This window comes from Pseudonocardia sp. ICBG162 (assembly GCF_020496225.1).
In the GTDB taxonomy this organism is placed as follows: Bacteria; Actinomycetota; Actinomycetes; order Mycobacteriales; family Pseudonocardiaceae; genus Pseudonocardia; species Pseudonocardia alni.
Genome location: NZ_JAHLJD010000021.1, coordinates 105,922 through 132,908, shown reverse-complemented (window position 1 = coordinate 132,908; position 26,987 = coordinate 105,922). Strand labels below are relative to the sequence as shown.

Sequence of the window (26,987 nt, the reverse complement as noted above, 5' to 3'; positions counted from 1 at the left end):
CCCACTGCATCACTCGGTCTCCCCTCGGGGTGCGGTCACGGCATCACCGGCGACCGGCCGGTCGCCCGCGCTCTCGGCAGCGTCTGCGGCGTCCTCGGCGGCGGTGATCCGCATCCGGGTCCGGACGACCAGCACGTAGAGGACGGTGAAGGCCAGGACGGAAAGCAGCAGCGCTGCCAGCATCCCGCCGCCGATCGCCGGTGCAGCGGGACGCAGCAGCGACGGCGGCTGGTGCAGCGTGCGCCACCACAGCACCGAGAAGTGCACGAGCGGGACCATGGCGAAAGCGACGACGCCGAACACCGCCGACCGGCGGGCCCGAGCGACCGGGTCGTCGATCGCGCGCCGCAGGGCGAGGTAGCCGAGGTAGACGAAGAACAGCAACGCCGTGGTCACGAGCCGGGCGTCCCACGTCCACCACACGCCCCAGGTGGGCCGACCCCAGATCGAGCCCAGCACGATGGCGAGACCGGTGAAGAACACCCCGGCCTCGGCGCTCGATGCCGCCAGCCGATCCCAGACGGCGGTGCGCCGCCGCAACCAGACCAGGCCGGCGACGAGGGTCACGCCGTAGGCGAGGAACGCCGTCCACGCCGCGGGGACATGCACATACATCAGCCGTACGAGCTCACCCTGCAACCGGTGGGGCGGCGAGAGCAACGCGGCGCCCGCCGCGATGACGACGACGGTCGCGACCGCGAGGGGCAACCGGAGGCCGAAGACGGTCCGGGGTGTCACCGCAGTCGTACGGGTCAGATCAGGTTCGATCATGTTTGGTTCGGTCATGTCTGGTCCTCCAGGTGCCGGACGCACCACGCGGCCGACAACACGACAGCGAGGTCGACGGCCAGCACGAGGACGAGCCACGGCCACGCCGGGCGCTCGTAGTGGGTGGCGTCGACGACTCCGACGGCGCCGAGCAGTAACGGCACCGCGATCGGGGTGATGAGCAGGGGACCGAGTGTGGTGCGCCCGGCGAGCCCCTCGGAGACGAGGTCGGCGAAGGCGCCGAGCGTGCCCAGGCCCGCAGCGACGAGGACGAGCATCGGCAGCAACCACGGCCACCCGCCCAGGTTCGGCGCGTAGAGCACGATTGCTACCGGAGCGATGACCAGCTGGAACCCCAACATGAGCGCCGTGTTCCCGAGGGCGCGACCGGCCAGACGGACCCGGGGTGTCACCCCGGACAGATGCAGGAGCGCTCTATGGGCGGGGTTGTCGACCGCGCCGCCCCGCATGGTCACGAGAACTCCGAAGAGCAGCACGACCAACCAGAACAGCGCCGGTCCGACGGCGGTCAGCAAGGCGGTCTCGGCGCCCACACCCAACGGCACCAGGAACAGCGCGACCGCACCGAACGGCGCCACGACCCCGAAGACCTCACCGGCACGACGGTCGACAGACAGATCCTTGCGGGCGAGCACAAGCGCCTGCGCCAGTGGAGACACCGACGGAGTCATCGACCTACCACCGTCTCGACCCGACCGGAGCGCAGACCGACAGTCCGGTCACAGAGGTCCGCAACCGTTCCGGCCTCGTGGGAGACGAGGACTCCTGCTCCCGACCGGGCGCACACCTCTGCGAGAACCCGGCCCACCAACGGCGCGGCATCGTGATCGAGGCCGGTGTGCACCTCGTCCAGGAGCAGCAGGTCGGGCTCGGTGAGCATCACCCGGGCGAGCTCCGCGCGTCTGCGCATTCCCTGCGAGCAGGCGATCGTCAGCCGACTGGCTGCCCGGGCGAGACCGACGTCGGCGAGTACCTCGGGCACCCGGCGACGCGGACGGCCGGTGAGGCGAGCGACCAGCCGCAGGTTCTCCTCGAGGGTGAGCCGGTCGTAGAGCGCCGCCGAGTGCCCGACGAGCGCGACGCGCAACCTCGCCGCGCGAGCGCTGGTGGCGTCGATCTGCCGGCCGAACAGCTCGACCGTTCCCGCGGTAGGGCGGACGAGCGTGGCGAGCACGGAGAGCAGCGTCGACTTCCCCGAACCGTTGGCGCCCATCAGGCCGACGACCTCGCCAGGTTCGAGACACAGGTCCAGATCGCGCAGGACCGGGGTCCGGTGCAGGTCCACCCGCACTCCTGCGAGACGGGCCACCGGCGACGCATCGTTCACGAGGACTCCCCACTTCTACAGACCATAGAAGCTGACATACTTCGCATGACGGGTCCACCGGGGCCCTGGTCGCCCTCGGAGGTGTCGTGGAACTCCTGGCCATGACGGCGCTCGCACTCGTCGCCGGGGCCGTGTCGTTCAGCTCCCCGTGCGTCCTGCCGCTGCTGCCCGGCTACGTCTCCTTCGTCAGCCGCTCCGGCGGCCAGGACAGGGGACGACCGCACCGGGGACCTGCGCTGTTCGTGGCCGGGTTCGGCGCGGTCTTCGTCGCCATAGGTCTCACGGCCTCGGCGGTCGGGCTCCTGCTGCGGCAGAACCTCGACGTCCTCACCCGGGTCGCCGGAGTGGTCGTCGTCGTTCTCGGGCTCGGGATGACCGGGGTCCTCCGAATTCCGCTGATCGCCCGCGAGTTCCGGCCCGGCCTGCGCCGGGCGACATCCGGCACGATCGGCTCGTTCGGCCTGGGAGCGGCGTTCGCGCTCGGCTGGACCCCGTGCGTCGGTCCGGTGCTCGCGACGATCCTCACCGTTGCCGCGACCTCGGGCCGGCTCATGACCGGTGTCGTGCTTCTCGCCGCGTACGCGCTCGGGCTCGGAGTTCCCTTCCTGCTGCTGGCACGGGCTCTCCTGCGTGGCCGCGACCGATTCGCCTGGCTCCGCCGCAATATCCACCGTCTGGAGGTCGCCGGCGGCGTGATGCTGGTGGTCACCGGCGTCCTGATGCTCAGCGGGGTGTGGTCGACCGTGATGGCCGATGCCGTCTCCGGATATGCGCGGTGGGGCTGGCCTCCGATCTGAGGCACCCCCGGCTTGCGTCGTCATCCGGTCAGCTCCAGGCCGCGAGCTCTCAGCCATCCGACAGGGTCGACCTTCTCGCCCGACACCGAGCCCTGCCGGATCTCCAGGTGCAGGTGTGGCCCCGTCGACTGACCGCGATTGCCCACCTCGGCGATCCGGTCCCCGGCCGCCACGTGCTCCCCTACCGCGACGAACGCCTGGTTGATGTGGCCATACACCGATCGGCTGCCGTCGGGATGGCGGACGACCACCCACAGTCCGAACCCGTTCGCCGGACCGGACTTCTCCACGACACCGTCGGCGACCGCGAAGATCGGGGTCCCGATGCGGTTGGCGATGTCCAGGCCGTAGTGGGTGGAGCCCCAGCGCGGACCGGCCGTCGAGGTGATCCGACCCCGGACGGGCTGCACGGTGACCTCACCCCCGGCCGCCATCACGGCGGCCGGGACCCCCTCGGCCCGGGCGGCCGAAAGCTGGTCGGCTCGCCGGGCGGACTCCTGTCCGATCCGGGTGCCCTTCGCCAGGGCGGCGAGATCGTCCGGATCGGCGGCGTCCGGGAGCTCGGAGGTAGCGACAGGCGTGACGACCGCGGGGCGGTCGGGAGCCTGGATCGAGGCGGGTTCGAGCGACAGCGCCGCGGCCGGACGGACCTTGTCGTCGACCAGTTGGAGATCGAGTTCGTCGTAGGTGGCCTGAGCACCGGTGACCAGGGCTCCGGCCGCGAGCGCGACGACGGCTCCGGCACCGGCGGGCGGGGGAGCAGGGAGGCGGGCGGACAGGGACGTAAAGGACGTCGACATACGGGTATCCCGAATCTGACAAGGGTCTGCGGGCGTGGGAGCGCGCAGCGGTGTCTAGATCCGGAAGACCTGGAGATCAGCTGTCGAGGCGCGTGCGGGAGCCGGCGGGGTGTCGTCCGGCACCGCCGAGCGGACCACTCCTGCGGGAACGGTTCGGACGCAGAGAACGGTGAGACCGACGGTCGGGACACTCGTCCCGTCGTCGGCGAGGCGGACCGGACTCGCGGCGGAGTGCTCGATGTCCTGCAGCGGAGCACCGTGGCATCCGTGCGAGCGTTCCTGACCAACAGGGGCCGGGGACTCCCCCGCCGTCGCGCCACCCGCGCACAGGACACCGACCGCGAGCACGGTGAGTACGGCGACCGCGATGGCACTTGTCCACCGAGCGCTCCGCCGCACGTGCACTCCCTCCGTCATTAACCAGGCTAACGGTGCAGGATCGGCCACCCGGTCACCGGCCTCCGGGACTCCCCGGGGTTACCCACCGCCAGATCCTACTCCGAAGCGTGACAACCTCAGTCACTCTCGGACGTCTTTCGTTACGGATGACGCCCAGTCTCGTTGCCTCGAGTGCGGTGACGGCGACCCACGAACAGGAGCACCAGATGGCGAACCCGACGACCCGACGACCCTGCCGCAGCCGGATCGTTGTCACCGCGATCGCCGCCGCAGCCGGGATCGGCCTCGGTGGGACCGCGCTCGCCGACGTCGAGCAGGGCGACGTTGCGACCCAGGCCCACGCGGAGGCCGTCGCACCGGGCACTCCCTGCTCGGTCTCGGCACGGGCGTGCGTCGATCTCGACACGCAACGCGCTTGGCTCCTGCGCGGCGGTAAGGTCACCCGTGGTCCGGTTCCGATCGCGTCCGGCGGAGCCGGCCAGGAGACACCCCTGGGACACTCCTTCCGGGTCTACCGCAAGAACAAAGACCACGTCAGCGGTGAGTTCACCGGCCCTGACGGCAACCCTGCGCCGATGCCGTGGTCGGTCTTCTTCGCCGACGGCGGCGTCGCCTTCCACGGCGGTGACCGGGCGAGAGCGTCGGCAGGATGCATCAAACTCGACGCCGGCGAAGCCGAGGTGTTCTTCAACGATCTCATCGAGGGCGACAAGGTCCAAGTCGTCCGCGCCGCCGCCGAGGCGAAAGCGCGTGGAGGCGGGGCAGTCCGCTGAGATTTGGGCCGCCGCAAGTGGCGCCATGTCGGGGTGGCAGGGCGACGGTTCGTAACGAGCCCACCCACAGCGCAATCCACTGATGGTCATCCGGGGAAGAAACAGGGGCCGACTTGCGCCAGACAGCAGCGCCCCGTGCGGCACGTGTCCGGGACGTCGAGCGGACCGGAGTCGTGCGAGCCCAGGAGCCGCGGGGCGTGTACGACAGAGCACAGCAACGCCTGGTCGCGCTCGGCGTGAAACCTCGGCCTCGCCCGCCCCGACGCCGTCGACGGCTCGGCGTGCGCGACACACCTGAACACCGTGCGCGACGAGCTGAGACTCGCACTCGCCAAGCTTCGTGACCTGGTCCGAGGCCTTGGCCCCGCCACCCTGGCCGACGACGGGCTCCCCGCGGCCCTCGATGAGAGGCGCGGCCCTGCTCGGTCCCGGTCGAGGTGGACCTTTCGATCCCAGATGACTCCCCCATCGCCGCGACCGGCCTACTTCGTGCTCACCGCGACCCTGACCAACCTCATCCGCCACAGCGAGGCCGCCACAGCGGCGATCAACGGGCCCGGCACGCCGACCAGCTGGTCCTCGAAATCCGCGACGGCGGACGCGGCGGTGCCGACCTGACCGCGGGGACCGGGCTGAGCGGGCTCGCGGAGCAGGTCATCCTCTCCGGTGGCTGCGACTGCCCAGCCCTGGCCGGAGGGCCGACCATACACATCTTCTTCCGGTGAAAGCATCCACCCTCCAGCCCGACGACCCGGTGATCATCGAACCGTGGTGCGAAGTGCTCATGAGCAGCGCAGAACGACGCGCCGCAAGGACTCATCAACTGGGGAAGTTTAGGAAGCGGGACTGGCCCACTTCAGGGTTCTGGCTCGCTTCAGCCTGGATCCACCGTCGATCTTGAGCCGCCAGGTTGTTGATCTTTTGGGACTGGTAGTGGTGCCGGGGCGCGGGTGAGCCGCCGGACTGTCCGGCTGTTCCACTGGTGTTCTCCGGTCGGCCCTGGTGGGGGGTGGTCAGGACGCTGCGGGGAGGGGGTCGTGCAGAGCGCGGCGGAACAGTTCGTCCAAGCCGGGTTCCCAGGGCCAGTCCCGGGGGAGGTGGACTACCTGTTGGTGCGCGGAGTGCGCGACCCGGGCGGGGGTGACGATGAGTCGTCGGCGCAGGCTCGCGGCGCGTTCACGGGCATGCCGGCCGCCGGCCAGGGCACCGGCGGCGCGGGTGAGGTTATGGGAGATCGCGGCGCAGACCAGCCAGGCGGCGTTCGCGGTGAACACCCCGGAGGGCAGGTGGGCGAGCGGGCCGTTCTTCAGTTCGGCGATGACCTGCTCGATGATGGCGTGGTCACGGTGGGTGGCCTCCGCCGCCAGCATCGGCTCGGGGGTGTCGGTGAACACCGCGTGGTAGCGGTAGACCGCGAACATCTCCGACTGCCCGGCCGTGACGGTGCGGGGGTTGAGACGCCGCACGCGGCGCACGATCAGCCGGGCGGTGACGTGGTCTGCCTTGCGGCGGCCGGTGAACGCGGTGAACGACACTTCGGCGACCTCGGCGTCGGAGATCCAGCGTTGCTCGTCCTGGTCGTAGATCGCGTTCGGGTAGCGGATCGCGGTCCACGCATCGTCGTCGATGCTGCTGATCGCCCTGGTCACGGTCTTGGTGAGTCGGGCGGTGACCGAGAACCGGGCTCCGGCGCGGCGGCAGGTGTTGATGATGTCGTGGCCGTAGTAGGCCGAGTCCGCGCGGACCAGCAGCATCGCGTGGCGGGCGCTGCCGGCACCGATCCGGCGTGCAGTGCCCAGCGCTTCGGCCAGCAGCCGGGGCGCGCCGCGGGCGGAGTTCGTCGCGCCGCGCCGCAGCCGGGTCGCCGCGATCACCGGCGCCGCGGCCGGGGCGGACAGCACCGCGAGCAGCGCGTTCAACCCTTTCACCCCGGTGTAGCCGCGTCCGGCGCCCTGCTTGGCGTACCCGTAGGTGCGGCGCACCGTGTCATCCAGATCGAGGTAGGCGACCTGATCGGCGCTCCTCAGCAGCGGGGTCGCCGCGGCGAGCCGAGCCAGCAGGCGCGCGGCGACGGCGTCGAGTTGGCGGACGTGACCGAAGGTGAACCGGCGCAGGAACGTCCCCAGCGTCGATGGAGCCCGCACCTGGTCGAACACCCGGCCCATGCCGCCGTGGCGCAGCATGTCCATGTCGGTGATCGAGTCCGCCCCGGCGACCATCCCGCCGATCAGCGCGGTGATCTTCGCGGCCGCGTTCGCGGCGCCCGTCCCGGTCAGGGTCAACGTCTCGGCCAGCAGGGACCGCAGCCCGCACCTGGCGGCCAGCGCCATGACCGGGACCAGCCCGACACACGACACGAGATTCGGATCATCGAAGCGCACGCTGATCGCGCGGCAGGCGTGGGATAGTCGCATCCAGCGGATGCCCTTCTCTGCAGGGATCGATGTTGCCGTGGTAAGCACATCTTCCCAGCTCAGAAGGGCATTCGTGTGTCACGACCCGCCCCTACCGGCGCATACCTGCGGTGGATCCAGGCTCAGTGGGCACCATCAGTAGCGGCGATCGCGCCGGGCAGTCTGGTCGTTGGACGAACGGGGGGTGCTGGAGCTCGTGCTCGACGCGCCTCGTCCCGCGGTGTTCGGCGCCCGACTGCACAACGATCCCGTGGCGGGGCCGTTCCTGCGTACCGGTGACCTCGGCGCCCTCGACGACGGCGACTGTTCGTCACCGGGCGGGTCAAGGAACTGCTGGTCCTCAACGGGCGCAATCTCTACTCGCTGGACCTCGAGCGCACGAGTCGCAGTCGCTGACTGCGGGGGCGGTTGCGCCGGTCACCGCGTCCGGGCAGCGAGGGTCAGCAGGCCCGGCAGGTCCGCGACTCCGTCGACGATGTTGGTCGGCCCGGCCGCGATCAGCTCGGTGCGGGTCTGTGCGCCGGTCAGGACCGCGACGACGCGTCCGGCGCGGGCGTTGCGCCCGGCCTCGACGTCGAGCACGGTGTCACCCGCGGTGAGCACGGCGGCGGGGTCGTCGACGCCGGCCAGCGCCATCGCCCGGTGAACCATCGCCGGAGCCGGGCGGCCGGCACCGACCTCCTCGGCGCACACTACGGCGTCAAGGGCGCCTGTGAACTTTCCGGGCAGAGCGGCCAGCAGCGGGTCGGTGACCTGCCGGTCGAACCCGGTGGTCAGCACAACAGCGACGCCCGCGGCACGCAGCGTGGCGCAGGCCCGCAGTACGCCGGGCAGCGGGCGCGGCGGGGCGGCGGCGTAGGCGTCGGCGAGCGCGGCGACGAACGCGTCGTGTAGTTCCTCGACCTCGCTGGGGGCGCTGCGTCCGGTCAGTGCGGCGAGGGCCTCGCGCTTGTCGGCGCCCATCCAGCGACGGATCGCGGCTTCGGAGGGCGGGTTCCCGGCGCCGGCCACGATGTCGGCGAGTACGCGGTAGACCGCGCCCCCCTCGTCAACGGTGGTGCCGGCGATGTCGAGTGCGGCGAGGCGGATCATGCGTCACTCCCGAGGCGGCGTCGGACCAGGGCGGAGACCCGGTCGACCGCGACAATCAGCACCAGCACGACGAGAATGTGGGTGAGCATCTCGTCGAACCGGAACAGCTGGATGGACTGGTTGATGAGGAACCCGATGCCGCCGGCGCCGACCAGACCCAGCACCAGCGACGAACGGACGTTGACGTCGAAACGGTAGAGCAGCAGCCCGACCAGCTGCGGGGTGACCGAGGGCAGCAGCGCGTGCGCGGCGACCTGCAGCCGCCCGGCGCCGGCCGAGCGCAGCGCGGTGGGCGGTCCGGGGTCGGCGTCCTCGAGGGTCTCGGCCCAGAGCTTGCCCATGACGCCGACGTTGTGCAGCAGCAGCGCCAGCACGCCGGGGAACGGGCCGAGCCCGACCGCGGTGACGAAGATCAGGGCGAAGACGACGTCGGGGACCGCGCGTAGGAACGACAGGAGCCCGCGGGCCGTCTGGTAGGTGACCGGCCCGGCGGCGGTGCCGCGGGCCGCGGCGAGGGCGAGCAGCAGCGCGAACGGGATGGACAGGGTGGTGCCGAGCAGCCCGATCCACAGCGTCACCAGGGCGCCCTCGAGGCTGGGCCCGAGCACCGCCCAGGACAGGTCGGGCGGGATCGACTCGGCGAGGAAGTCGGCCATGCCGCCGGCGCCGTCGACGAGCGTCGCGAACGACATCTCGGTGGTGCGCCAGGCGATGATGTGCACGACGAGCAGCCCGGCGACGATCGCGGCGGCCAGGGCGAGGGTGCGCGGCTCGCGCCGGCGCGGCGGGACGGGGACGCGGCGGACGTTCGGGGCGGTGGTGGTCACGGTGCGGCCTCCCGGGTGGGGCCGGCGACACCGGCGGGTGCCAGGTCCTGGCCGGTTCCGTCGGCGGGCGGTGCGGGGTAGAGCTCCCGGACGTCAAGGCCGGGCGGGCCGTCGAGGACGACGCGCCCGTCGCGCAGGCCGACGACGCGGTCGGCGTGCTGGGCGGCCAGGTCGGGCTGGTGGAGCACGGCGAGCACGGCGAGGCGCTCGGTGTGCGCCAGCTCGGCGAGCAGCCCGAGGACCTGCTCGGCGGCGGCCGGGTCGAGCGCGGAGACCGGCTCGTCGGCGAGCAGCACCCGGGACCGCTGGCACAGCGCGCGGGCGACGGCGACCCGCTGCTGCTGGCCGCCCGACAGCGACCCGGCGCGGTCGTGGGCGCGGTCGGCGAGCCCGACCCGCTCCAGGCAGCCCATGGCCTCCTCCCGCACCGCGCGCGGGAACAGGGCCGGGACCAGCGAGGACCGCAGCGGGAGCCGGCCCAGCGCCCCGGCGCACACGTTGTCCATGACGGTGCGACTGGTCACGAGGTGGATGCGCTGGAACACCAGGGCGACGTCGAGGCGGCCGCGGGGGCGGCCGTCGACAAGGACCTCGCCGTCGCAGGGGGTCAGCCCGGCGGCGGCGCGCAGCAGGGTCGACTTGCCGGAGCCGTTGGCGCCGAGCACGGCCAGCAGCTCGCCGGCCGCGCCCCGGACGTCGACGCCGTGCAGGACCTCGCGGACGCCGTAGCGGACGCGGGCGCCGCGGACGTGCAGCAGGGGGCCGGTAGTGCTCACTCGACATCGCTCTCGGTGAGGCCGAGCTTCGTGGCGAGCTCGAACAGCGGGGCGTAGGTGTCGCGGGTGACCGGGACGAGCTTCCCGGGCGGGCTGACGTCGAGCAGGGCACCGATCTCGCCGACGGCCTGCGCGTCGAGGTTCAGCAGCGCGTCGGTGACCGCGGCCTTGAACTGCGGGTCGAGGTTGCCGCGCACGGTGACCGGGTCGTTCGGGATCGGCTGTGAGGTCCAGACCTGCCGGAAGCGGGTCGGGTCGAAGATCCCGGACGCGGTGGCCGAGGCCAGCTGCTGGGTGTTGATCTCGGCGGCGTCGACCTTGCCGCTGGTGAGCGCCAGCAGCGCCTCGGGGTGGCCGCCGGCGTAGTCGACGCGGACGTCGCCGAGGGCCAGGCCGGCGTCGAGCAGGGCCTGGCGGGGCAGGGCGTCGCCGGAGGTGGAGCCGACGGCGCCGAGCGCGAGGGTGCGCCCGCGCAGCTGCTCGACCCCGGTGACGTCGGAGCTGGCCGGCACCCAGATGCCGGCGGTGTAGGTCGAGAGCTCGCCGGCGGCGGTGCCGAACGAGGCGACCGGCTCGGCCCCGGCGCGCTCGGACGCGAAGACGTAGCCGAGCGGGCCGAAGATGCCCAGCTCCAGACGGTCGTTGCGCATCGCGAGGACCTCGGCGGAGTAGTCCTCGGTGACCTGCACCTCGACCGGGCAGGACAGCCGGCGTTCGAGGGCGTCGCCGAGGATCTCCGCGGCGGGGACGAGCTTCGCCGGGTCCTCGAAGGGCTCGACGCCCATCCGGATCTGCCCGCCGGGGCAGGTGGGTGAGTCGGCGGCGGCGGGGCCGGACGGTCCGCCGCAGGCGGTGAGGGTGAGGCTCGCGGCCAGCACGGCGGCGGCGAGCAGGCGGGGGCGGCGCATGGGGGTCTCCCGTTTCAGAGGACGCGGTCGAGCACGGCCGGTGCGAGACCGAAGGCGGTGGTCATGCCGATCCCGGAGGTGACGGTGACGGCGGTCGTCGCGGGTGCGACCGGGCGGATCAGGAACTCGCCGGGGGCATCGGCGTAGACGCCCCGCCAGCGGCGGACGACGTCGACGCCGGTCCCGAGCAGCGCCCGGGTCTCGGCGAGCAGCAGGTCGTCGAGGGTCTCGTCGGTCCAGGGCTCGGGTGTGCGGTCGTAGTGGTGGGTGTCGCCGACGACGAGGTCGCCGCCGGGCAGCTGGGTGAGCATGTGGTTGACGCCCGCGTCGAGCAGCTCCGGCCGCTCGGTGCGCCAGCGCTCGCGCAGCGCGGCGGCGCCCGCGGTGCCCGACAGCGCCGGGTAGCGCAGCATCGAGCTGCCGGTGAGCACCGCCGGGCCGACGGTGATCGGGGTGCGCGGGCGGACCTGCAGCATCTGCAGGACACAGCGCTGCAGGCACGCGTCGTCGGCGACGCCGGGGACGAGGCGGTCCAGGTCGTGACCGACGCAGAGCACGACCCGGCTGGCGCGGAACTCCCCCCGCCCGGTGCGGACGACCACCGGCCCGTCCGCGGAGCCGGTCTCGACGCCGTGGACCGGGCAGCCGAAGTGGACGGCGGCACCGGGCCGCCCGCCGAGCCAGGCGGCGATCGCCCCGGCTGCGCGGCGCTGCTCGACCCGCACGTCGCGCGGCAGGAACGCCCCGCCGTGCAGTCCGTCGCGGGCGACCGGGACGCGCTCGGCGACCTGGGCGGGGTCCAGCAGCGTCACGTCGTCACCGCGGGTGCCGGCCAGCTCATCGAGCGCGGCGCGCTCCTCGGCCGACCGGGCGACGACCACCGTGCCGCACTCGGCGACGCCGAACCCGGCCGCCGCGCCCAGCCGCAGCCAGGTGCCGCGTCCGCGGGCCGCGTAGGCGAGGGTGTCACCGGTCTGTGCGGTCAGGCAGCCGTGGCCGAAGTTGCGCACCGACGCGCCGACGGCCCGCTCGTCGCGATCGAGCACGGTCACGGTCAGGCCGCGCTCGACGGCCTCGACGGCGTGGGCGAGGCCGACGACGCCGGCCCCGACGATCAGGAGGTCACTCGTCCGGGTCACAGCGGGGACGGTGCCAGCCGCCCGTCCCGGACTGCAACGACTTGTCGATACAAGTTGACCGTTGTTCACCTGGCCGATCACTGGAGGTACTGCTCAGCGGCCCCGCGCTTGTAGAGTCACCCGGCGTGGGGACTCCGTTGCACCGCACACTGGCCGACGAGCTGCGCTCCCGCATCCGCAGCGGCGCGATCGGCGTTGGGGAGGCGCTGCCGTCCGAGGCCGAGCTGTGCCGGGAGTTCTCGGCCTCGCGCGGGCCGGTCCGGCAGGCCCTGGCCGCCCTGCGCGACGAGGGGTTGATCGGGGGCGGGCAAGGCCGGCGCCCCGTGGTGCTGGACGCGGTCCCGGCGCAGCCGTTCGAGTCGTTCCTGTCGTTCACCCGGCGCGCCGAGCTGACCGGTCACGTCCCGGGCCAGTGCCTGCACGAGATCGCGCTGCGGCACCCGGGGGCCGGGGTCGCGGCGGCGCTGGGACTGGAGCCGGAGGACTACGCGGTCCAGCTCGTCCGGCTGCGGCTGCTCGACGACCGGCCCGCGATGTTGGAGCGGATGACCTACGTCGAGAAGGTCGGTCGCGCGCTGCTCGACACCGACCTCAACGCCGGGTCGATCTACGCCCTGCTCACCGGCCAGGGCGTCGACCTGCACGAGGCCCGGCACACCTTCGACGCCGTCGCCGCCGACGAGCTCGACGCCTCCCTCCTCGACGTCGAGGTCGGGCATCCCCTGCTCCGCGAACGGCGGCTGACCTGGGACTCCGCCGGGAACGCCCTAGAGTGGTCGGAGGACCGCTACCGCCCGGACGTCGCGACCGTGACGGTGACCAACACCCGCACAGGGCCGGTCGGCTTCGCCCGGGAGTGACCGGGCCGGCGCGCCGGGGGCCGGGCGGCGCCGGACGCCCGTCCGCGACCGCAGAGGCACGACGGCAGCCCGGCATCGGTCCCGCCGGCGGACGCGGCGTCAGGGCCGCACGGCCTGCCGCGGCGCCGCACCCGGTGCCCCGGCCGCGGCGAAGGCGTCGTCGAGCTGGTCGAGGGCCCACGGGCCGCCGGTCAGCTCGGCGAACGGGAACCGCGTGTGCTCGGCGACGAGGAAGGCGACCGCGGCGGCGAGGTGGCGGGGGGCGTAGTTGTGCACGCCGACGACGGTGTGCAGCCCGCGGACCAGGCGTTCGGGATCCAGGCCCACCGCGGGGCCCGGCGAGACCGATCCGGCGAGGACCGCGGTGCCGCCGACGTCGAGCGCGTCGAGGCAGGTGCGCACGGCGGCGGGGGCGCCGGACAGCTCCAGTACGACGTCGAACGCCCGCTCCGGCGGGACACCAACCGCGGCGGAGGCGCCGAAGCGGCGGGCCCGGTCACGGCGGTCGGCGTGCGGGTCGGTGACCACGACCTCGGCGCCCGCGCCCGAGGCCATCGCCGCGGCGGTCACGCCGAGCATGCCCGCGCCGGTCACCAGCACCCGTGACCCCGGGCCCGGCGAGCCTGCGGCGTCGAGGACGGCGGCGACCGTCGCCGTCGCGCACGAGGCCGGGGCGGCGACCTCGTCGGGCACCGCGTCGGGGACGACGACCGTCGCGGTGCCCGGGGCGAGCAGACAGTGGGTGGCGAACCCGCCGGTCAGCGGGCGGGCCTCGTCGAGCGGGGCGTGGCCGTACTTGTGCAGGGCGGTGCACTTCTGCGGGATCCCGCGACGGCAGCGCCCGCAGTCCCCGCAGGATGCGGCGACCGAGAAGACGATCCGGTCGCCGGTGCGGACCGGCGTGCCGTCGACGTGGCGCCGGCCCGGGGACGTCGCGACGACCCGTCCGACCTGCTCGTGGCCCAGCACCCCCGGCACCGGCGACAGCCGGTGGCCGCGGGTCGTGTGCAGGTCCGACCCGCACACCGTCGCCAGGTCGACCGCGACGAGGACCTCACCGGGCCCCGGCTCGGCGAGTGGGGTCCCGACCAGCCGGAACGGGGTGCCGGCGCCGTCCCAGCGAGCATAGCGAGCGGTCGTCACGGGAACCGTCACTCCCCCACCGTCGCACCACCTCGCCGGGGCGTCCACTACCCTGTATTGACAAGTTGGTGAACAATCACAGGGGCCCGCCACCGGTCACGAGCCGCCACACCCGGTCGCAGCCGAACGGCTGGTGGCACCGCCGCGCCCCCAGCGCCCGGCGGGCCACCTGCACCCCAGAAGGACCAGCGGACAGCACGACGAGGAGCACCGGCGGCTTCCACCACGCCGCGTGGAGGTCGGCACCGAACGGCCGGACGGGATCCAGCGAGGCCGGGCCCGACGGCATCGCGATCGGGACCGCGACCCCACCGGTGGTCGGCCCGCTCGGTGGGAACGGCCGGAGTCGGCCTGTGTGTCGTAGGGGCCGCCGGGTAGCCCGGCGCGGGTAGTGGCGGCCTGGACGAGGTTGTTGATCGACTCGGGGTGCAGGGGTTGGTCGCGGGCGCGGTTGCCGGTGGAGACCTTGCGCAGGATCGGGCCGGTGGTGATGACGGCGACGTCGAGCCAGGCCTCCAGGGCGGTGAGCGGGCAGTAGTCGGGGCGCTCGGCGCGGGGTAGGCCGATGAGTTCTGCCTGGTCACCGGTCTGGTTGGTCTTGGATCTCCGATCATGCGATGGCGATCATGAAGCTCTGGACTGCGGCGATAAGCTCGTCGGCGGTGCTCTGGAACCTCGGCGGCCTCCGGTACCGGCCGGTGTCGGGGCCCCGTGCAACGCCGTCGCTGCGGGACTGCGACGGCGGGCGCGGAGCCTTGGTAGGCGGCGTCGGCGAGGCTGGAGCCGTGGAGGATCCTCGCGCATTCTCGCGGCTAGGCTGCTGCCAGCCGCCGTCATCGACAGCCGTTGCCACGGGCCTCGATGACGGCGACCTACCGACAGCAGCTACCGGATGCGGCGTGATCGGTCGCCCGTACTCATCATCTCAGGTGTCGGCCGAGGAACTGCCGGCCCTATGACCGCGACCACGCCCCCCTCGTCGGCAACGCCGTAACCCGGCTGGGCTTGTGAACGCTCAGCCCGCCGGCGAGCTGCTCCGGGAGCCGTACCTTGGGTGGATCTGGTGGTGGTGTTCCTGGACCATCATGGCGATCGAATCTAGTGCTGGCTGGCATGCCGTGGGGGTTGCTCGCGGAGCCAGCCGGCGGGGTTGGTCATCTCTGCTGCGCGCCACCGCGCTGGTATGCCTGTTCCCTCTGGCGGGGTCGACGTGGAGACGAGCGCCACCGACTTCGGCGGCGGCATGATCCGCGACGACAGCGGCGACCACGCCCGGAGGCGCTGGCCCGACCCGGGGCCCGATGGCCTGAACCGCCCCGGTCTTGATGGAGGCTCTGAACCCACGGAAGGGTTGGAGTCATGCCAGCGCCGAAGAAGTACCCCGATGAGATTCGGGAGCGGTCGGTCCGGTTGGTCCTGGACCTGGTCGAGGGCGAGGAGCAGGTGAACGTGACCGCGGCGTGCACCCGGGTCGGGGAGCAGCTGGGGATCAATCGGGACACGTTGCGGGGCTGGGTCAAACAAGTCCAGATCGATCAGGGCGTGCGGGCGGGGACGTCGACCTCGGAGCGGGACCGGATCCGGGCTCTGGAGAAGGAGAACGCTGAGCTGCGGCGGGCGAACGCGATTCTCCGCACGGCGTCGGCTTTCTTCGCGGCGGAGCTCGACCGCCCCAGCGGCAGCAAGTGATCGACTACATCGACACCCATCGCGACCGGTTCGGGGTCGAGCCGATCTGCACAGTGCTGGCCGCGGCCGGCGTGCCGATCGCCCCGCAGCTACTACGCGGCCAAGACCCGTCCGCTCTCGTTGCGGGCGCGCCGCGATGAGGTCCTCAAGGTTGAGATCGGGCGGGTGTTCGCCGAGAACTACCGGGTCTATGGGGCGGACAAGATCTGGGCCGCGCTCAACCGGGAAGGCACCCGGGTGGCGCGCTGCACCGTCGAGCGCCTGATGCGTGAGCTCGGGATTCGCGGTGCGGTCCGGGGCCGCACGGTGCGCACCACGGTTGTCGAGCACGGCGCGCAGCGGCCGGCGGATCTGGTTGAACGCCGGTTCCGGGCGCCAGGGCCCAACCGGTTGTGGGTGGCGGATCTGACCTACCTGCGCACGTTCTCGGGCTGGGTCTATGCCGCGTTCGTCGTCGATGTGTATTCCCGGATGGTGGTCGGCTGGCAACTGGCCCGGCATCTGCGCACCGACCTGGCCCTCGACGCTCTGGAGATGGCGTTGTGGCGTCGTGAGCTGCAACAGGCCGACATCTCGGGGCTGGTGCACCACTCCGATCGCGGGGTGCAATATCTGGCGATCCGCTACACCGAACGCCTCGCCGAGGCAGGCGCGGTCGGGTCGGTCGGTAGTCGCGGGGACTCCTACGACAATGCTCTGGCGGAGAGTTTCAACGGCCTGTTCAAGACCGAGTTGATCCGTCCGCGGGGCCCGTGGCGCGGCGTGGACGACCTCGAGATCGCCACCCTTGAGTACATCGACTGGTTCAACCATCGGCGCCTGCACGGCCAACTCGGGATGATCACACCGACCGAAGCCGAAGCCACCTACTACCGCAATCACGCCCCGCAGCAGCATGCTGAACGGGCAGAACCCAGCCTCCACTGAACCCGGGGCGGTTCAGCCCAAGGCTCAGCAACCGTCCAGCACCGCAACCGGCCGACCCACGGTTCCAGTCGCGCTCCGTGGGTCGGCCGGCCCATCCCGGTTCGGGGTCGAGCAGGTTCGCAACCTAGTGGAGTCCGAGCCGGTCCTTGAACCACCACCGGCGGGCCTCGAAGCAGATGCCGCCTATGAACCGTCCGGCGATAGAAACCACATTGCCCATGAGGCCCTGTCGACAGCACTTCGCATCGTGGTTACCTTGGTGGCCCCTACCAGGGAGACCGTTGCCGTCAGCAGACTGCGCGGTCGCGCTCCCGGTCGCCCGACCCGCGGCCGGGTGGTTGGAAGCCGGTGATCAACGCCTTCGCGATCACGTTCGGTGACCGCTGGCCGTCCGCCGAGCACTACTGACCAATAACGCCGGAACCACCGTTCCTGTTACAGACCCGTCCACGTTCGCGACCGTGCGGCACGGCACGAAGATCACTCACGGGCCCGGCTCCTGGGCGGCTGGGCTGGCGATGGCGTTCAAACTCATCGAGGCCGCCCAGAACCGCTGGCGTGCAGTGAGGTGTTCTCAGTAGCGCGGTGATCATGTCGTGCGGTTGTGTTCGATGTGGAGCAGCACGAGCGCGGCAGCGGTGATCGCGCCGATCCGCCAGGGACACAGCGTGACTCGCCTTAACGCCGCGAAGCTGGTCTTGAGCAGGGCGTTTCCTCGTTCGGCCAGAGCACGGACGGCCGAGTGCAGGCTGTTGACGGTGCGTTGGTCGACCGTTCGCCCGCCGCCGTGGACGGCTTTGATCGGCACGGTGAGGCGGTCGGCCTCGCCTTCGTAGCCGAGGTCACCCAGCGCGGCGTGGGTGTCGTCGGTGAACGCGGCCAGGGTGTCGAGCAGGCCGGGGTGGGTGTCATGCTCGCGGCCTGGTCGCACCTGAGAGGTCCACAACGGCCATCCGTCGGGTGCGGTGACGACCTGGATGTTGCCGCCGTGGCGGTGGTGTTTGCCCGACCACCACAGGTCCACCCCGGCGGTGGGTCCGAGCGCGCGGCACCGGTCGGTGGCGATCAGGGTGGCGTCGAGACTCACATGGGTGTGGCCGGCTGCGCGGGCGGCGAGCAGGGCGCCGTCGACAGCAGGTCGCCGTGGAGACCGGGCGCGGCTGAGGCGAGGACGTCGATGCCTTCGTGCAGGTAGCGGTAGGCGGTCGCAGTGCTGACCTCGTTGTCGGCTGCCAGGCCTACCACCCGGTTCGCGTCGAGGAACCATCGCAGAACCAGCACCGCCTGACCGAGCGGATCCAGAGCCCGGCGGCCGGCTCGGGTGCCGCGGCGGGCGCGTTCGCCGGCCAGGAGCCGGGCCAGATAGCGCACGGTGGATACCCCGATCGGGAGCACACCGGTGTAGGTGACAGGATCGGGCACGCAGGACCTCGGTAGCGGAGTCGATCTTTGGTCGGACCGACCTGATCTACCGGGGTCCTGTCCAGTCTCCGGTCATTTCACCGCCCTCGGTGTGTCGCCACGACCTGTCACCGCCCTACTGAGAACACCTCACTGACCTGCCTGTTCAGCAGGTTGGCAAAGGCTCAACGTGGACAGGGATCTGATGCGCCATGTGCCCGGAAACACTAACGTGCCCTCGTGACACTCGGGCATCTCTGACTACTCTTGGGTACAGAGATGCCTGGGTCGTCGCGTGGCTGCACGGGCACCTCTGAGATCACCGGAAGGTGATGCAGGGCACGGACCTTGGGGGGTGGAGCTCTCTCGGGGGATAGGGCTCAGACCGTGCATCCTGTTACGTGGCGGGGGCGTCTCAATCGTGACCCAACGTCTGGGGCTCCCCCGCCTGTACTCTACCTGACGTTCAGATCCTGTGTAGGTTACGTAGCTGTTCTGTCTCTAGTAGTACTTTGTTAGGTGTGTTGTTCCCGCTGATCGAGCGTTGTTCGTGATCTTCTTCGGGTTGTGACTCCGGAGGAGATGACACAGGTGCGGCCGCAGCTGGTGGCGTTCGCGGCCGAGATGCCGGGCGGGCTGGCCCGGTCGGATCAGCGGGCCAAGGGTGAGCTGTATCTGCGCAGGTTGTTGCTGGAGGGCAAGCGCAAATCGATGCAGCCGATGGCGGCCCGGCTCGGGATCGACCATCAGCCGCCGCAGCAGTTCGTGACGTCCTCGACCTGGGACTACGCGCAGGTGCGGGGTCGACTGGCGGGGTGGGCGGCCGAGTTCATCGACCCACGTGCCTACGTCGTCGACGACACCGGTTTCCCCAAGGACGGCCTCGACTCGCCCGGGGTGGCCCGGATGTACTCCGGGTCGCTGGGCAAGGTCTCCGACTGCCAGATCGGGGTCAGCGTGCACGCGGTCACCGACTGGGCCTCGGCGGCGATCGACTGGCGACTGTTCCTGCCGACCTCGTGGAACGACACCGCCGCCGAGCACAACACCGGGCACGCCGACGATCCCGAGACCCGCGCACAGATCCGGGCTCGACGGGCACGCAGCCGCATCCCCGAGCACGTGCGACACGAGGAGAAGTGGCGCCAGGCCCTGGACATGCTCGACGAGATCACCGGCCCACAGGAGATCAACGGCGAGCCAGCCGGTGGTTGGGGGTTGGCCCCGCTGCCGGTGGTCGCCGGCGCCGGTTACGGCGACGCTACCGAGTTCCGGCTCGGACTCGAAGACCGTGGCTCCTCCTACGTGGTGGCGGTCAAAGCCACCACCAGCGCCTACCCGGCAGACGCCGAGCCGGCGACCCCACCGTACGGCGGCCGCGGGCCTTGACCCCGATCCTTGGACACGCTGATCCCCGCACGGTCGGGGGAAGCGAGATGATGTCTGACCATGGCCCGCAAGAACTACTCCGACGAGTTCCGTCGGCAGGCCGTCGACCTGTACGAGTCCACACCCGGTACGACGGTCAGGGGAATCGCCGCTGACCTGGGCGTCGAGCGCACCACCCTCGCCTTGTGGCTGGATAACCTCGGCACCGGCACCGCCCCCGACGGCACCTGCACCCGCAGCCCGCGATCGGCCCGTCCGCCGCGCGAGAAGCCCGGCGCGGCTCCGGCTACGGATGAGACACCCGAGCAGCGCCTGACCCGCCTCGAAGCGGAGAACAAGGCCCTACGGGCGGAGAAGACCAAGCTCGAGACCGAACGCGAGATCCTGGGCCAGGCGGCCAAGTATTTCGCCGGCGAGACGAACTGGTGACCCGCTTCCAGTTCGTCGCCGACCACCACGACACGCCCCCCAGCCCACGTCCGGGCTGGACGGTGAAGCGGTTGTGCGCACTGCTCGACGTGCGACGGTCCTCCTTCTACGCCTGGCTCGCCGCGGCACCCGGGCGGGCCGCCCGCGCCGCCGCGGACGCCGCACTGGCCGCCCGGATCCGGGTCGTGCACGACGACGACCGCACGCGCGGGCGGCCGCGGATCACCGCCGAGCTCAACGACTAGCCCGGAACCGAGCGGGTCAACCACAAACGGGTCGCCCGGGTCATGGCCGAGCACGGCATCCACGGCTACCGGCGACGCCGGCGGGTGCGCACCACGATCCCCGAACCGTCGGACACGGCCGTGCCCGACCTGCTCGGCCGCGACTTCACCGCCGACGCGCCGAACCGGGTCTACGTCGGCGACATCACCTACCTGCCCCTGACCTCGGGCGAGAACCTCTACCTGGCCACCGTCATCGACTGCCACTCCCGCCGCCTCGCGGGATGGGCCATCGCCGACCACATGCGCACCGAACTCGTCGCCGACGCCCTGCACGGGCCGCCGCGACCCACGGGAGCCTGGCCGGGGCGATCTTCCACTCCGACCACGGCTCGGTCGGCGGATTCAACCGGTCGTCGCAACACCCTGATCCCGAAGGAGTCCAGGGTGGCGACGGACGACTGGAGCAAGAGGACCAGCGATGCGCCCGAGGGGCTTCGCCGGCAGTGGCGTGCTGATCGGGCCCTGCGACCGCCGATGCGCTCGCCCGGGCGGCCTGAGCCCTCCCGTGCGGTGCAACGGGAGTTTTGGCGGCAGATCGCAACGGGCATCACCTCAGCCGAGGCGGCGCTGAAAGTGGGCGTGTCCGTCTCGCTGGCCGAGCCCAGCAGCCGCTACTTGTCCTTTGAGGAACGCGAGGAGATCGCGATTCTGCACGCCAAGAACAAGGGAGTGCGCGAGATCGGCCGGGCGATCAGGCGTGATCCAGGGACCGTTTCTCGCGAGCTACGCCGCAACGCGGCCACACGGGGAGGGAAGCCGGAGTACCGAGCGCTGGTGGCGCAGTGGAAGGCCCAGCAGGCGGCGAAACGACCGAAGACCGCGAAGCTCGTGATCAACGAGAGGCTGCGGGAGTACGTGCAGCAGCGGCTCGCCGGTAGCGTGCGCCGGCCAGATGGCAGCGTCGTCGTCGGCCCGCAGCCGCCGGCATGGAAGGGCCTGAACAAGCCGCATCGGCAGGATCGACGGTGGGCGACCGCGTGGAGCCCGGAGCAGGTTTCGCACCGTTTGAAGGTCGATTTCCCGGATGATGAGTCCATGCGCATCAGCCACGAAGCGATCTACCAGTCGCTGTTCATCCAGGGCCGTGGCGCGCTCAAACGCGAACTCGTCGCCTGCCTGCGAACAGGCCGTGCACTTCGGCAGCCGCGGGCTCGAGCACAGAATCGCCCGCACGGCCACGTCACCGACGATGTCGTATTTTCGAAGCGCCCCGCCGAGGCGGCGGACCGTGCCGTTCCCGGGCACTGGGAGGGTGACTTGATCATCGGCACCGGTCGCTCCGCGATCGGCACGATCGTTGGACGCAAGAGCCGCTCGACCCTGCTGGTGCACTTGCCGCGGCTGGAGGGCTGGGGTGAGATCCCGCCGGTCAAGAACGGTCCCGCGCTGGGCGGATACGGCGCCGCAGCGATGAACGCCGCCCTGACCGTGTCGATGACGACGCTGCCCAGACAGCTCCGCAAGACGCTCACCTGGGATCGCGGCAAAGAGCTCTCCGGACACGCCCAGTTCGCGCTCGAGACGGGCACGAAGGTGTTCTTCGCCGACCCTCACTCACCCTGGCAGCGGCCGACGAACGAGAACACCAACGGGCTTCTTCGACAGTACTTCCCGAAGGGCACGGACCTCTCGCGCTGGTCCGCCGAGGACCTCGAAGCCGTCGCTCTCACGCTCAACAACAGGCCCCGAAAGAGGCTCGACTGGAAGACTCCCGCCGAGGTGTTCGAGGAACAGCTACGCTCACTCCAACAACCCGGTGTTGCAACGACCGGTTGAACCCAGGGTCTACACCAGCCGCGCCTACGCCGAGCTCTGCGACCGTCTCGGGGTCGTTCGGTCGATGGGCGCGGTCGGGTCCTCCGCGGACAACGCCCTGGCCGAGTCGTTCAACGCCACAGTGAAGCGGGAAGTGCTGCAGGACAACAACTCCTGGCCCGACGAAGTCTCCTGCCGCCGTCAGTTGTTCCGCTGGCTGACCCGCTACAACACCCGCCGCCGGCACAGCTTCTGCGGCCACCAGACCCCGAACACCTACGAGAGCGCCTACGCGGCTACGGTCCTGACTGCCGCGTAATCCACCTCGTGTCCACTATCCGGGGTCAAGCCCGTCGTTCGATGATCTGGGGGGTGTTGTCGCCGCGGCCGGAGGGCGCCAACGACCGCTGATAGAGACCTGACCGCACTTCGGTCTGCTCGTAACGTGGCTGCCAGCGCGGGTGCTCATGGTCGGCCTGCCCCGACGAGAGGGGAGCGGCCATTGTCCGATCCTGACCCCAACCCAACCGGGTTCGCGGTGTTCTGCGGGCTCGATGTCGGCAAGTCCGAACATCACGCCTGCGCGGTCGACACCAGCGGTAAGCGGGTGCATGACAAGGCGCTTCCCAACGACGAGGCCGCTCTGCGGACGGTATTCACCGGGCTGACCGAACACGGCCCGGTGCTGGTGGTGGTCGATCAGCCGGCCTCGATCGGCGCTCTGGCGATCGCGGTCGCCCGCGATCTCAAGATCGCGGTGGCTTATCTGCCCGGCTTGGCGATGCGTCGGATCGCCGACCTGCACCCAGGCCAGGCCAAGACCGACGCCCGCGACGCACACGTCATCGCCGAAGCCGCCCGAACGATGCCCCACACCCTGCGCCGGGTCGGCACCGACGACGAGACCCTCGCCGAGCTGTCCGTGCTCGCCGGCTACGACGACGACCTGGCCGGACAGTCCACCCAGCTGACCAACCGGCTACCCGACGCGCTGCTGCACGTCCATCCGGGGCTGGAACGCCTACTCGGGCCCCGGCTGGAACGCGGCGGAGTGCTCGACCTGCTCACCGCCGCGCCGACCCCGGCCGCACTGCGCGAGCTCGGCGCCGACGGAATCGCCCACATCATGCAGCCTCGATCGCCGCGTCTGGCCCGCACCCTGCCCACCCAGATCCTGGCCACACTCGACGTTCAGACACTCGTCGTCCCCGGCGCCGCGGCGTTCGCCCGCGTCATCACCGGAGTCGCCGCGCAGCTGCGTGAGGTCCACGTCGAACGCGACGCGCTGGCTGCTGATCTCGAGGCCCGCCTGGAGGCCCCACCCTCTTGGACCGGTCCTGACCTCGATGCCCGGACTCGGAGTCAGGACCGCCATCAAGATCCTCACCATCGTCGGCGACGGCTCCGCGTTCCCCACCGCCGGGCACCTGGCCGCCTACGCCGGCCTGGCCCCGGGCACTCGCCGTTCCGGGATCCTCGATCAAGGGCGAGACCCGCTCCCAACGCGGCAACCACGCCCTGAAATCGGCGTTGTTCCTCTCCGCGTTCGCCGCCCTGGCCGACCCCGCCAGCCGCACCTACTACACCGCAAACGAGCCCAAGGCAAACGCCACAACGCCGCCCTGATCTGCCTGGCCCGCCGCCGCACCGACGTCCTGTTCGCCATGCTCCGCGACCGACGCCCCTACAGCCGGCCAGCGGTCCGCGAACCCGATCCCGGACTCGCAGCCGCTTGACGAACCCATAGAGACACCCCCCCGGAGCGCCCGTCGACGGCTCCGGTGTCGTGGGCATACTCGGCGATTACGACGAACGAGCGCGCACCGGACAGGACCGCGCACGCGCTGACCAGCAGTACCGCGAGCACTCCATGGCGCACCCCACGCGCGCAGCGGGGGTCGGGGACCTCGGCCAAGGCAACGAGCAGCGACAGCGCCACTCGGTCGACACCAACATCGGCCATCACCTCATCGAGGTGCGGGTCCGGCTGGATCAGGGCAGCAACCATCGGGGAGGATGACAACGTGGCGCGGCTTCCTGGCGATGATCAAGGCTTCGACACCTTGCTGATCACGTCGGGGCCGTGCCTGCACTCGCCTCCGTAGCCGCGTGTCACCGCAGCTCAGCACCCGCTCACCGCGGCTTTGCCGAGGCCCTGGGCTGTAGCTGCGAGATCGAGTCCCCGGGCTCGTTGCTGATGGTTGGCGTAGGAACCTTCATCATCAACTTCTCGGGGCCGGCTTCACCGCAGCGACACGGCATCACCTCCCCGGCCGATCACGCCCTCAGCTACGCTTCAGATTCGGAAGAGCCACTTAAATGCAGCCGGTCTGGGGCTGGCCGGCACTGTCAGTTCAGTGAATCTCGGTCCGAGCACACCGTCGGCATCGGTATCTGTGCCGCGAGCCAGATCTACGCCGTCGTCGCTGCCGCACCGGCGCGGTGATGAAGCACGGGGAGCCCTGGCCAACCCCACTGTACTTCGATGTGCCTAGCGTTCGTTGCCGAGCGTGGACGAACTCGACGACGTCGAAGAGGGACAAGTAGTGACCGATACTATGCCTTGCTCTAATAGCGAATCACAGCCACGAACAGGGCGACCCTTTCCCGCGTCTCGTACCGGGTAAATCGTGACAACATATCTAACCTCGTATTCTTTGGTGCCGTAGAATCAACGAAAGCACGCGTATTAAGCCTCTTTAGGGCGCGGAGCTGAAGGCAATAGCGAGGGGTTGGACGCAAGGATAGGATTCGGATCTGGATTTACGCAATCCGCATATGCTTTGACAATCTCCGTGGGGATACGACCTCGGGTGGCGACTCGGTATCCACGTTCACGAGCCCAGGAACGAATCGCGCTATTGCGCTGACGTCGTTCGGCCGTCATCACCGAGTCTGCGGCCGATCGGACTCGACGACCCCGATCGATGTCGAGAACGCGCCGAGCGGCCGCGATGTGCGATGCGAGTGCACCACGAAAGGCGGCGGCATGAGCTTGGCTGAGATCGATCTCGTAGAAGATACTATCTATCATGAACTCGATGGTCTCGTCAGCACTACTGCCATCGAAATCATCAACCAAAGTAGTTCGCTCGATACGAGCCATAATCCACCTCTTGATCTACTTGGGGTCTAGCGTAGCCTGAGTAGACTATAGCTTAACAGCATGCGGTCCAGGAGCCACGCAATATTTAGGCGAGATGAGCCAAGTTCGTGGATTGGAGTGACAACTTTCAGACCTTTATGAGTTGGGATTTAAGAAGGTGCGCCAGATGAGAGAATGTCTCCTATATGCGCAGATCGTTGATCCGAACCTCAGGGGGCGCCCTCGCGGTAGTCTGCGATCCAAAAGGTGTGTTCCAGGCGCTCAGTTTTTGAACTCACGATGCTGCTTCTCTGCGAGTTGGATCAGTCGGCGGAGCCGTCCTGCTAGGGCGTCCTTGGTAAGCGGCGGGGTAGCGAGTCGGCTCAGCTCGCTCAGAGGCAGGGATGGGTGCTTCATCCGGAGCGCCCCTGCCTCGTATAGGTTGTCTGGCACCTGTTTCCCAAGAGTCTCTAGCGCCCAGTGGGCTCGCGGTGTGGCACGGTCGGAAGCCTCCGCGACACGACGAGCGTTCAGCGCCGTCAGGTTCTGACGCGCAGCGACACGAACCCACGAAGTGGCCTCGTAGTGGCTCAACTTCTCAGCGGTTCTGAATGCCCCAACCCCGAGCAACAGTGAATTGACGCTATCGGGATCACGTACTACAACTCGATGCATTCTGATGGTTTCCTGCGATGTTGCGAGCGCTCCGAGATCGCGAGCTGTGCCGACCAGGGCCATCGCCGTCGCGGTGCTGGGACAGACGACGCCAAGTCGGATTCGACCGGCAAGCTTTCCGAGGTCACCGCTGGCGAGTAGCGCCCCCCGCCATACTCCTGCTGCGCCAACTGGCCCGGCCGTGAGGAGCCTCGTTGGTAAGCTGGAGATCGGGTGAGTCAGTCGGTCCAACAGTCCAGTGCCTCGGGCCAGGTCTACCCCTCGAGACCGGATCTGCACCGAGTAACGATCGACACTGCCACGCACAGCTGTGACATCGGACCACAATCTGCTCTCGCTAAAGAACCGAGTAACATCGTCTCTCCATCGTATCGCAGTATCAAGTGCCCTGAACTCGGCTCGGAGGAGGGATTCTCCGTTTCTCACCGACACCTCGCCGGCCAGCCGCAGCTGCGTCACGACACTCGCCCATCGAACTACTGAACACCTCTCCCGGATTGCGCCGAGCTCGTGGCACAGCTCTTTCGTCATGTGTCTAGAATCAGACACTACCTCTGCCTCCTAATGCTTGCCAACGTTTGAAACCCAGCGGGCGCATTCTCAGATCGAATACTCCGTCTGAATAGCTTGCCAGCTGGCCCACGGCTCTCTCAAAATTATTCAAGGTCGATCCCGGATTCAAGGTCAATGACCAGCTCGTCGACAGCCAGGATGCTGATGGTGTCGACCTCGCCAGTGTCGAATAGCTGGTCTGTACGTCTATTAGCTTCAGCTAGGCTACCCACGATCTACTCGGCCGCGACCCGGTACCGTTGCGCTTTCTCGATCTCCGACACGCTGATAGGCATATCGAATGCCTGCCCGATCCAGACAGGGTACGCCTCGAATACACTGCCCCCCCTCTCTCTCCCTCAGTCGGATCGTGGTCCTGCCGCACGCAGGCGGGTGGCCGTCGGCGTTCCGGTCGTGGATCGGCCTCCTCCCGGCCGACGTGGAGCTCCTCGCCGCCCACCTGCCGGGCCGCGGGACACGCTCGACCGAGACACCGCTGCGCCGGACCGGGCCCATCGTGGCGCAGCTGGCGGACGAGGTCGCCGGTCGCGACCCGCTGCCGACGGTCGTGCTCGGACACAGCTTCGGGAGCGTGCTCGCCTACGAGCTGACCCGCGCGCTCGAACGACGCGGGATGCCACCGCGGCTCGTCGCCGTCTCGGCGCGCCAGCCACCGTGCTTCCCCAGCCGGCCGCCCTACTCGCACCGGCTGAGCGACGACCTGGTCCGCCACGTGGGGGATGACCTCGACGAG

General features: G+C 70.1%; 23 protein-coding genes, 6 pseudogenes and 1 other annotated feature. Of the genes and pseudogenes, 13 read left to right on the top strand and 16 right to left on the bottom strand.

Going from position 1 to position 26,987, the window contains the following annotated elements; translation table 11 throughout:
• Positions 1–9: 9 nt before the first annotated feature.
• From ccsA to KPL60_RS21640, 3 genes are read right to left on the bottom strand one after another with little or no spacing between them, the layout of a single operon-like run.
• A complete protein-coding gene (gene ccsA / locus KPL60_RS21650; RefSeq protein WP_226367012.1) occupies positions 10–786 on the bottom strand; it encodes a cytochrome c biogenesis protein CcsA in 777 nt (258 codons plus the stop codon).
• On the bottom strand, positions 783–1,460 hold the full coding sequence (locus KPL60_RS21645; RefSeq protein WP_226367011.1) for a heme exporter protein CcmB: 678 nt from the start codon (positions 1,458–1,460) through the stop codon (positions 783–785). Before KPL60_RS21645 ends, ccsA begins: the two co-directional genes overlap by 4 nt.
• On the bottom strand, positions 1,457–2,074 hold the full coding sequence (locus KPL60_RS21640) for an ATP-binding cassette domain-containing protein (protein WP_226367010.1): 618 nt from the start codon (positions 2,072–2,074) through the stop codon (positions 1,457–1,459). Before KPL60_RS21640 ends, KPL60_RS21645 begins: the two co-directional genes overlap by 4 nt.
• 128 nt (positions 2,075–2,202) lie before the next feature.
• Here KPL60_RS21640 and KPL60_RS21635 point away from each other — a divergent pair, with 128 nt between their 5' ends.
• The gene (locus KPL60_RS21635) at positions 2,203–2,913 is read left to right on the top strand and encodes a cytochrome c biogenesis CcdA family protein (protein ID WP_226367009.1); all 711 of its coding nucleotides are present in this window, start codon (positions 2,203–2,205) and stop codon (positions 2,911–2,913) included.
• 20 nt (positions 2,914–2,933) lie between these two features.
• On the opposite strand, the gene KPL60_RS21630 is transcribed toward KPL60_RS21635, so the two are convergent.
• Positions 2,934–3,713, bottom strand: a complete 780-nt coding sequence (locus KPL60_RS21630; protein ID WP_226367008.1) for a M23 family metallopeptidase — start codon at positions 3,711–3,713, stop codon at positions 2,934–2,936.
• A 605-nt stretch (positions 3,714–4,318) separates the two neighbouring features.
• Here KPL60_RS21630 and KPL60_RS21625 point away from each other — a divergent pair.
• Entirely contained in the window at positions 4,319–4,885 is a 567-nt protein-coding gene (locus tag KPL60_RS21625; protein WP_226367007.1) for a L,D-transpeptidase, read from the top strand.
• Between the two features lie 456 nt (positions 4,886–5,341).
• Positions 5,342–5,503 carry a hypothetical protein gene (locus KPL60_RS21620; RefSeq protein ID WP_226367006.1) on the top strand — a complete coding sequence of 54 codons (162 nt, stop codon included), beginning with the start codon at positions 5,342–5,344 and terminating at the stop codon, positions 5,501–5,503.
• Between the two features lie 395 nt (positions 5,504–5,898).
• On the opposite strand, the gene KPL60_RS21615 is transcribed toward KPL60_RS21620, so the two are convergent.
• The 6 genes from KPL60_RS21615 to KPL60_RS21590 form a co-directional block, all read right to left on the bottom strand.
• Positions 5,899–7,299: an IS1380 family transposase gene (locus tag KPL60_RS21615; RefSeq protein ID WP_226365313.1), complete on the bottom strand. Its 1,401-nt coding sequence runs from the start codon at positions 7,297–7,299 to the stop codon at positions 5,899–5,901.
• Positions 7,300–7,716: 417 nt separating this feature from the next.
• Positions 7,717–8,391, bottom strand: coding sequence for a phosphonatase-like hydrolase (locus KPL60_RS21610; RefSeq protein ID WP_226367005.1), 675 nt, complete (start codon positions 8,389–8,391; stop codon positions 7,717–7,719).
• The gene (phnE, locus tag KPL60_RS21605) at positions 8,388–9,218 is read right to left on the bottom strand and encodes a phosphonate ABC transporter, permease protein PhnE (protein WP_226367004.1); all 831 of its coding nucleotides are present in this window, start codon (positions 9,216–9,218) and stop codon (positions 8,388–8,390) included. Before phnE ends, KPL60_RS21610 begins: the two co-directional genes overlap by 4 nt.
• Complete coding sequence (locus KPL60_RS21600; RefSeq protein WP_226367003.1) at positions 9,215–9,994, bottom strand: phosphonate ABC transporter ATP-binding protein; 780 nt, start codon at positions 9,992–9,994, stop codon at positions 9,215–9,217. The genes phnE and KPL60_RS21600 overlap by 4 nt, the downstream gene beginning before the upstream one ends.
• Entirely contained in the window at positions 9,991–10,902 is a 912-nt protein-coding gene (locus tag KPL60_RS21595; protein WP_226367002.1) for a phosphate/phosphite/phosphonate ABC transporter substrate-binding protein, read from the bottom strand. The genes KPL60_RS21600 and KPL60_RS21595 overlap by 4 nt, the downstream gene beginning before the upstream one ends.
• A gap of 14 nt (positions 10,903–10,916) precedes the next feature.
• Positions 10,917–12,110: a TIGR03364 family FAD-dependent oxidoreductase gene (locus KPL60_RS21590; protein WP_226367081.1), complete on the bottom strand. Its 1,194-nt coding sequence runs from the start codon at positions 12,108–12,110 to the stop codon at positions 10,917–10,919.
• Positions 12,111–12,166: 56 nt separating this feature from the next.
• Between KPL60_RS21590 and KPL60_RS21585 the strand changes: the two genes are divergently transcribed.
• Positions 12,167–12,901 carry a GntR family transcriptional regulator gene (locus KPL60_RS21585; RefSeq protein ID WP_226367001.1) on the top strand — a complete coding sequence of 245 codons (735 nt, stop codon included), beginning with the start codon at positions 12,167–12,169 and terminating at the stop codon, positions 12,899–12,901.
• Between the two features lie 99 nt (positions 12,902–13,000).
• Here KPL60_RS21585 and KPL60_RS21580 read toward each other — a convergent pair whose 3' ends face one another.
• Positions 13,001–14,044, bottom strand: a complete 1,044-nt coding sequence (locus tag KPL60_RS21580) for an alcohol dehydrogenase catalytic domain-containing protein (RefSeq protein WP_226367000.1) — start codon at positions 14,042–14,044, stop codon at positions 13,001–13,003.
• Positions 14,045–14,120: 76 nt separating this feature from the next.
• Positions 14,121–14,333: a hypothetical protein gene (locus tag KPL60_RS21575; RefSeq protein WP_226366999.1), complete on the bottom strand. Its 213-nt coding sequence runs from the start codon at positions 14,331–14,333 to the stop codon at positions 14,121–14,123.
• A gap of 328 nt (positions 14,334–14,661) precedes the next feature.
• On the opposite strand from KPL60_RS21575, the gene KPL60_RS21570 reads away from it, so the two are divergent.
• The gene (locus KPL60_RS21570; RefSeq protein WP_226366998.1) at positions 14,662–15,003 is read left to right on the top strand and encodes a hypothetical protein; all 342 of its coding nucleotides are present in this window, start codon (positions 14,662–14,664) and stop codon (positions 15,001–15,003) included.
• Between the two features lie 400 nt (positions 15,004–15,403).
• Positions 15,404–16,660 (top strand): annotated as a pseudogene (locus tag KPL60_RS21565) (IS3 family transposase).
• Positions 15,688–15,819: a sequence feature (AL1L pseudoknot), on the top strand. It overlaps the preceding pseudogene by 132 nt.
• Positions 16,661–17,249: 589 nt before the next feature.
• Here the strand turns inward: KPL60_RS21565 and KPL60_RS21555 are convergent.
• Positions 17,250–18,107: pseudogene (locus KPL60_RS21555) on the bottom strand (transposase family protein).
• Positions 18,108–18,652: 545 nt separating this feature from the next.
• On the opposite strand from KPL60_RS21555, the gene KPL60_RS21550 reads away from it, so the two are divergent.
• The 5 genes and pseudogenes from KPL60_RS21550 to KPL60_RS21530 all read left to right on the top strand — a co-directional run bounded on the left by KPL60_RS21550 (position 18,653) and on the right by KPL60_RS21530 (position 23,657).
• Positions 18,653–19,450: a transposase gene (locus tag KPL60_RS21550; protein ID WP_226366997.1), complete on the top strand. Its 798-nt coding sequence runs from the start codon at positions 18,653–18,655 to the stop codon at positions 19,448–19,450.
• A gap of 60 nt (positions 19,451–19,510) precedes the next feature.
• Positions 19,511–20,501 (top strand): annotated as a pseudogene (locus tag KPL60_RS21545) (IS3 family transposase); the annotation flags it as partial.
• Between the two features lie 139 nt (positions 20,502–20,640).
• Positions 20,641–21,942 carry an IS30 family transposase gene (locus KPL60_RS21540; RefSeq protein WP_226367080.1) on the top strand — a complete coding sequence of 434 codons (1,302 nt, stop codon included), beginning with the start codon at positions 20,641–20,643 and terminating at the stop codon, positions 21,940–21,942.
• Between the two features lie 7 nt (positions 21,943–21,949).
• A pseudogene (locus KPL60_RS21535) lies at positions 21,950–22,240 on the top strand (integrase core domain-containing protein); the annotation flags it as partial.
• 183 nt (positions 22,241–22,423) lie between these two features.
• Positions 22,424–23,657 (top strand): annotated as a pseudogene (locus KPL60_RS21530) (IS110 family transposase).
• On the opposite strand, the gene KPL60_RS35195 reads toward KPL60_RS21530, so the two are convergent.
• Positions 23,606–23,788, bottom strand: coding sequence for a hypothetical protein (locus tag KPL60_RS35195; protein ID WP_374228735.1), 183 nt, complete (start codon positions 23,786–23,788; stop codon positions 23,606–23,608). The pseudogene KPL60_RS21530 and the gene KPL60_RS35195 sit on opposite strands and share 52 nt — an antisense overlap.
• On the opposite strand from KPL60_RS35195, the gene KPL60_RS21520 reads away from it, so the two are divergent.
• The gene (locus KPL60_RS21520) at positions 23,708–23,941 is read left to right on the top strand and encodes a hypothetical protein (RefSeq protein WP_226367086.1); all 234 of its coding nucleotides are present in this window, start codon (positions 23,708–23,710) and stop codon (positions 23,939–23,941) included. The two genes, KPL60_RS35195 and KPL60_RS21520, sit on opposite strands and share 81 nt — an antisense overlap.
• Positions 23,942–24,610: 669 nt before the next feature.
• Here the strand turns inward: KPL60_RS21520 and KPL60_RS21515 are convergent.
• Entirely contained in the window at positions 24,611–25,027 is a 417-nt protein-coding gene (locus KPL60_RS21515; protein WP_305080713.1) for an Lsr2 family protein, read from the bottom strand.
• Positions 25,028–25,288: 261 nt separating this feature from the next.
• Positions 25,289–26,212, bottom strand: coding sequence for a DNA-binding protein WhiA (gene whiA / locus KPL60_RS35190; protein ID WP_226366996.1), 924 nt, complete (start codon positions 26,210–26,212; stop codon positions 25,289–25,291).
• A 322-nt stretch (positions 26,213–26,534) separates the two neighbouring features.
• Here whiA and KPL60_RS35185 point away from each other — a divergent pair.
• Positions 26,535–26,906 (top strand): annotated as a pseudogene (locus tag KPL60_RS35185) (thioesterase II family protein); the annotation flags it as partial.
• Positions 26,907–26,987 lie beyond the last annotated feature (81 nt).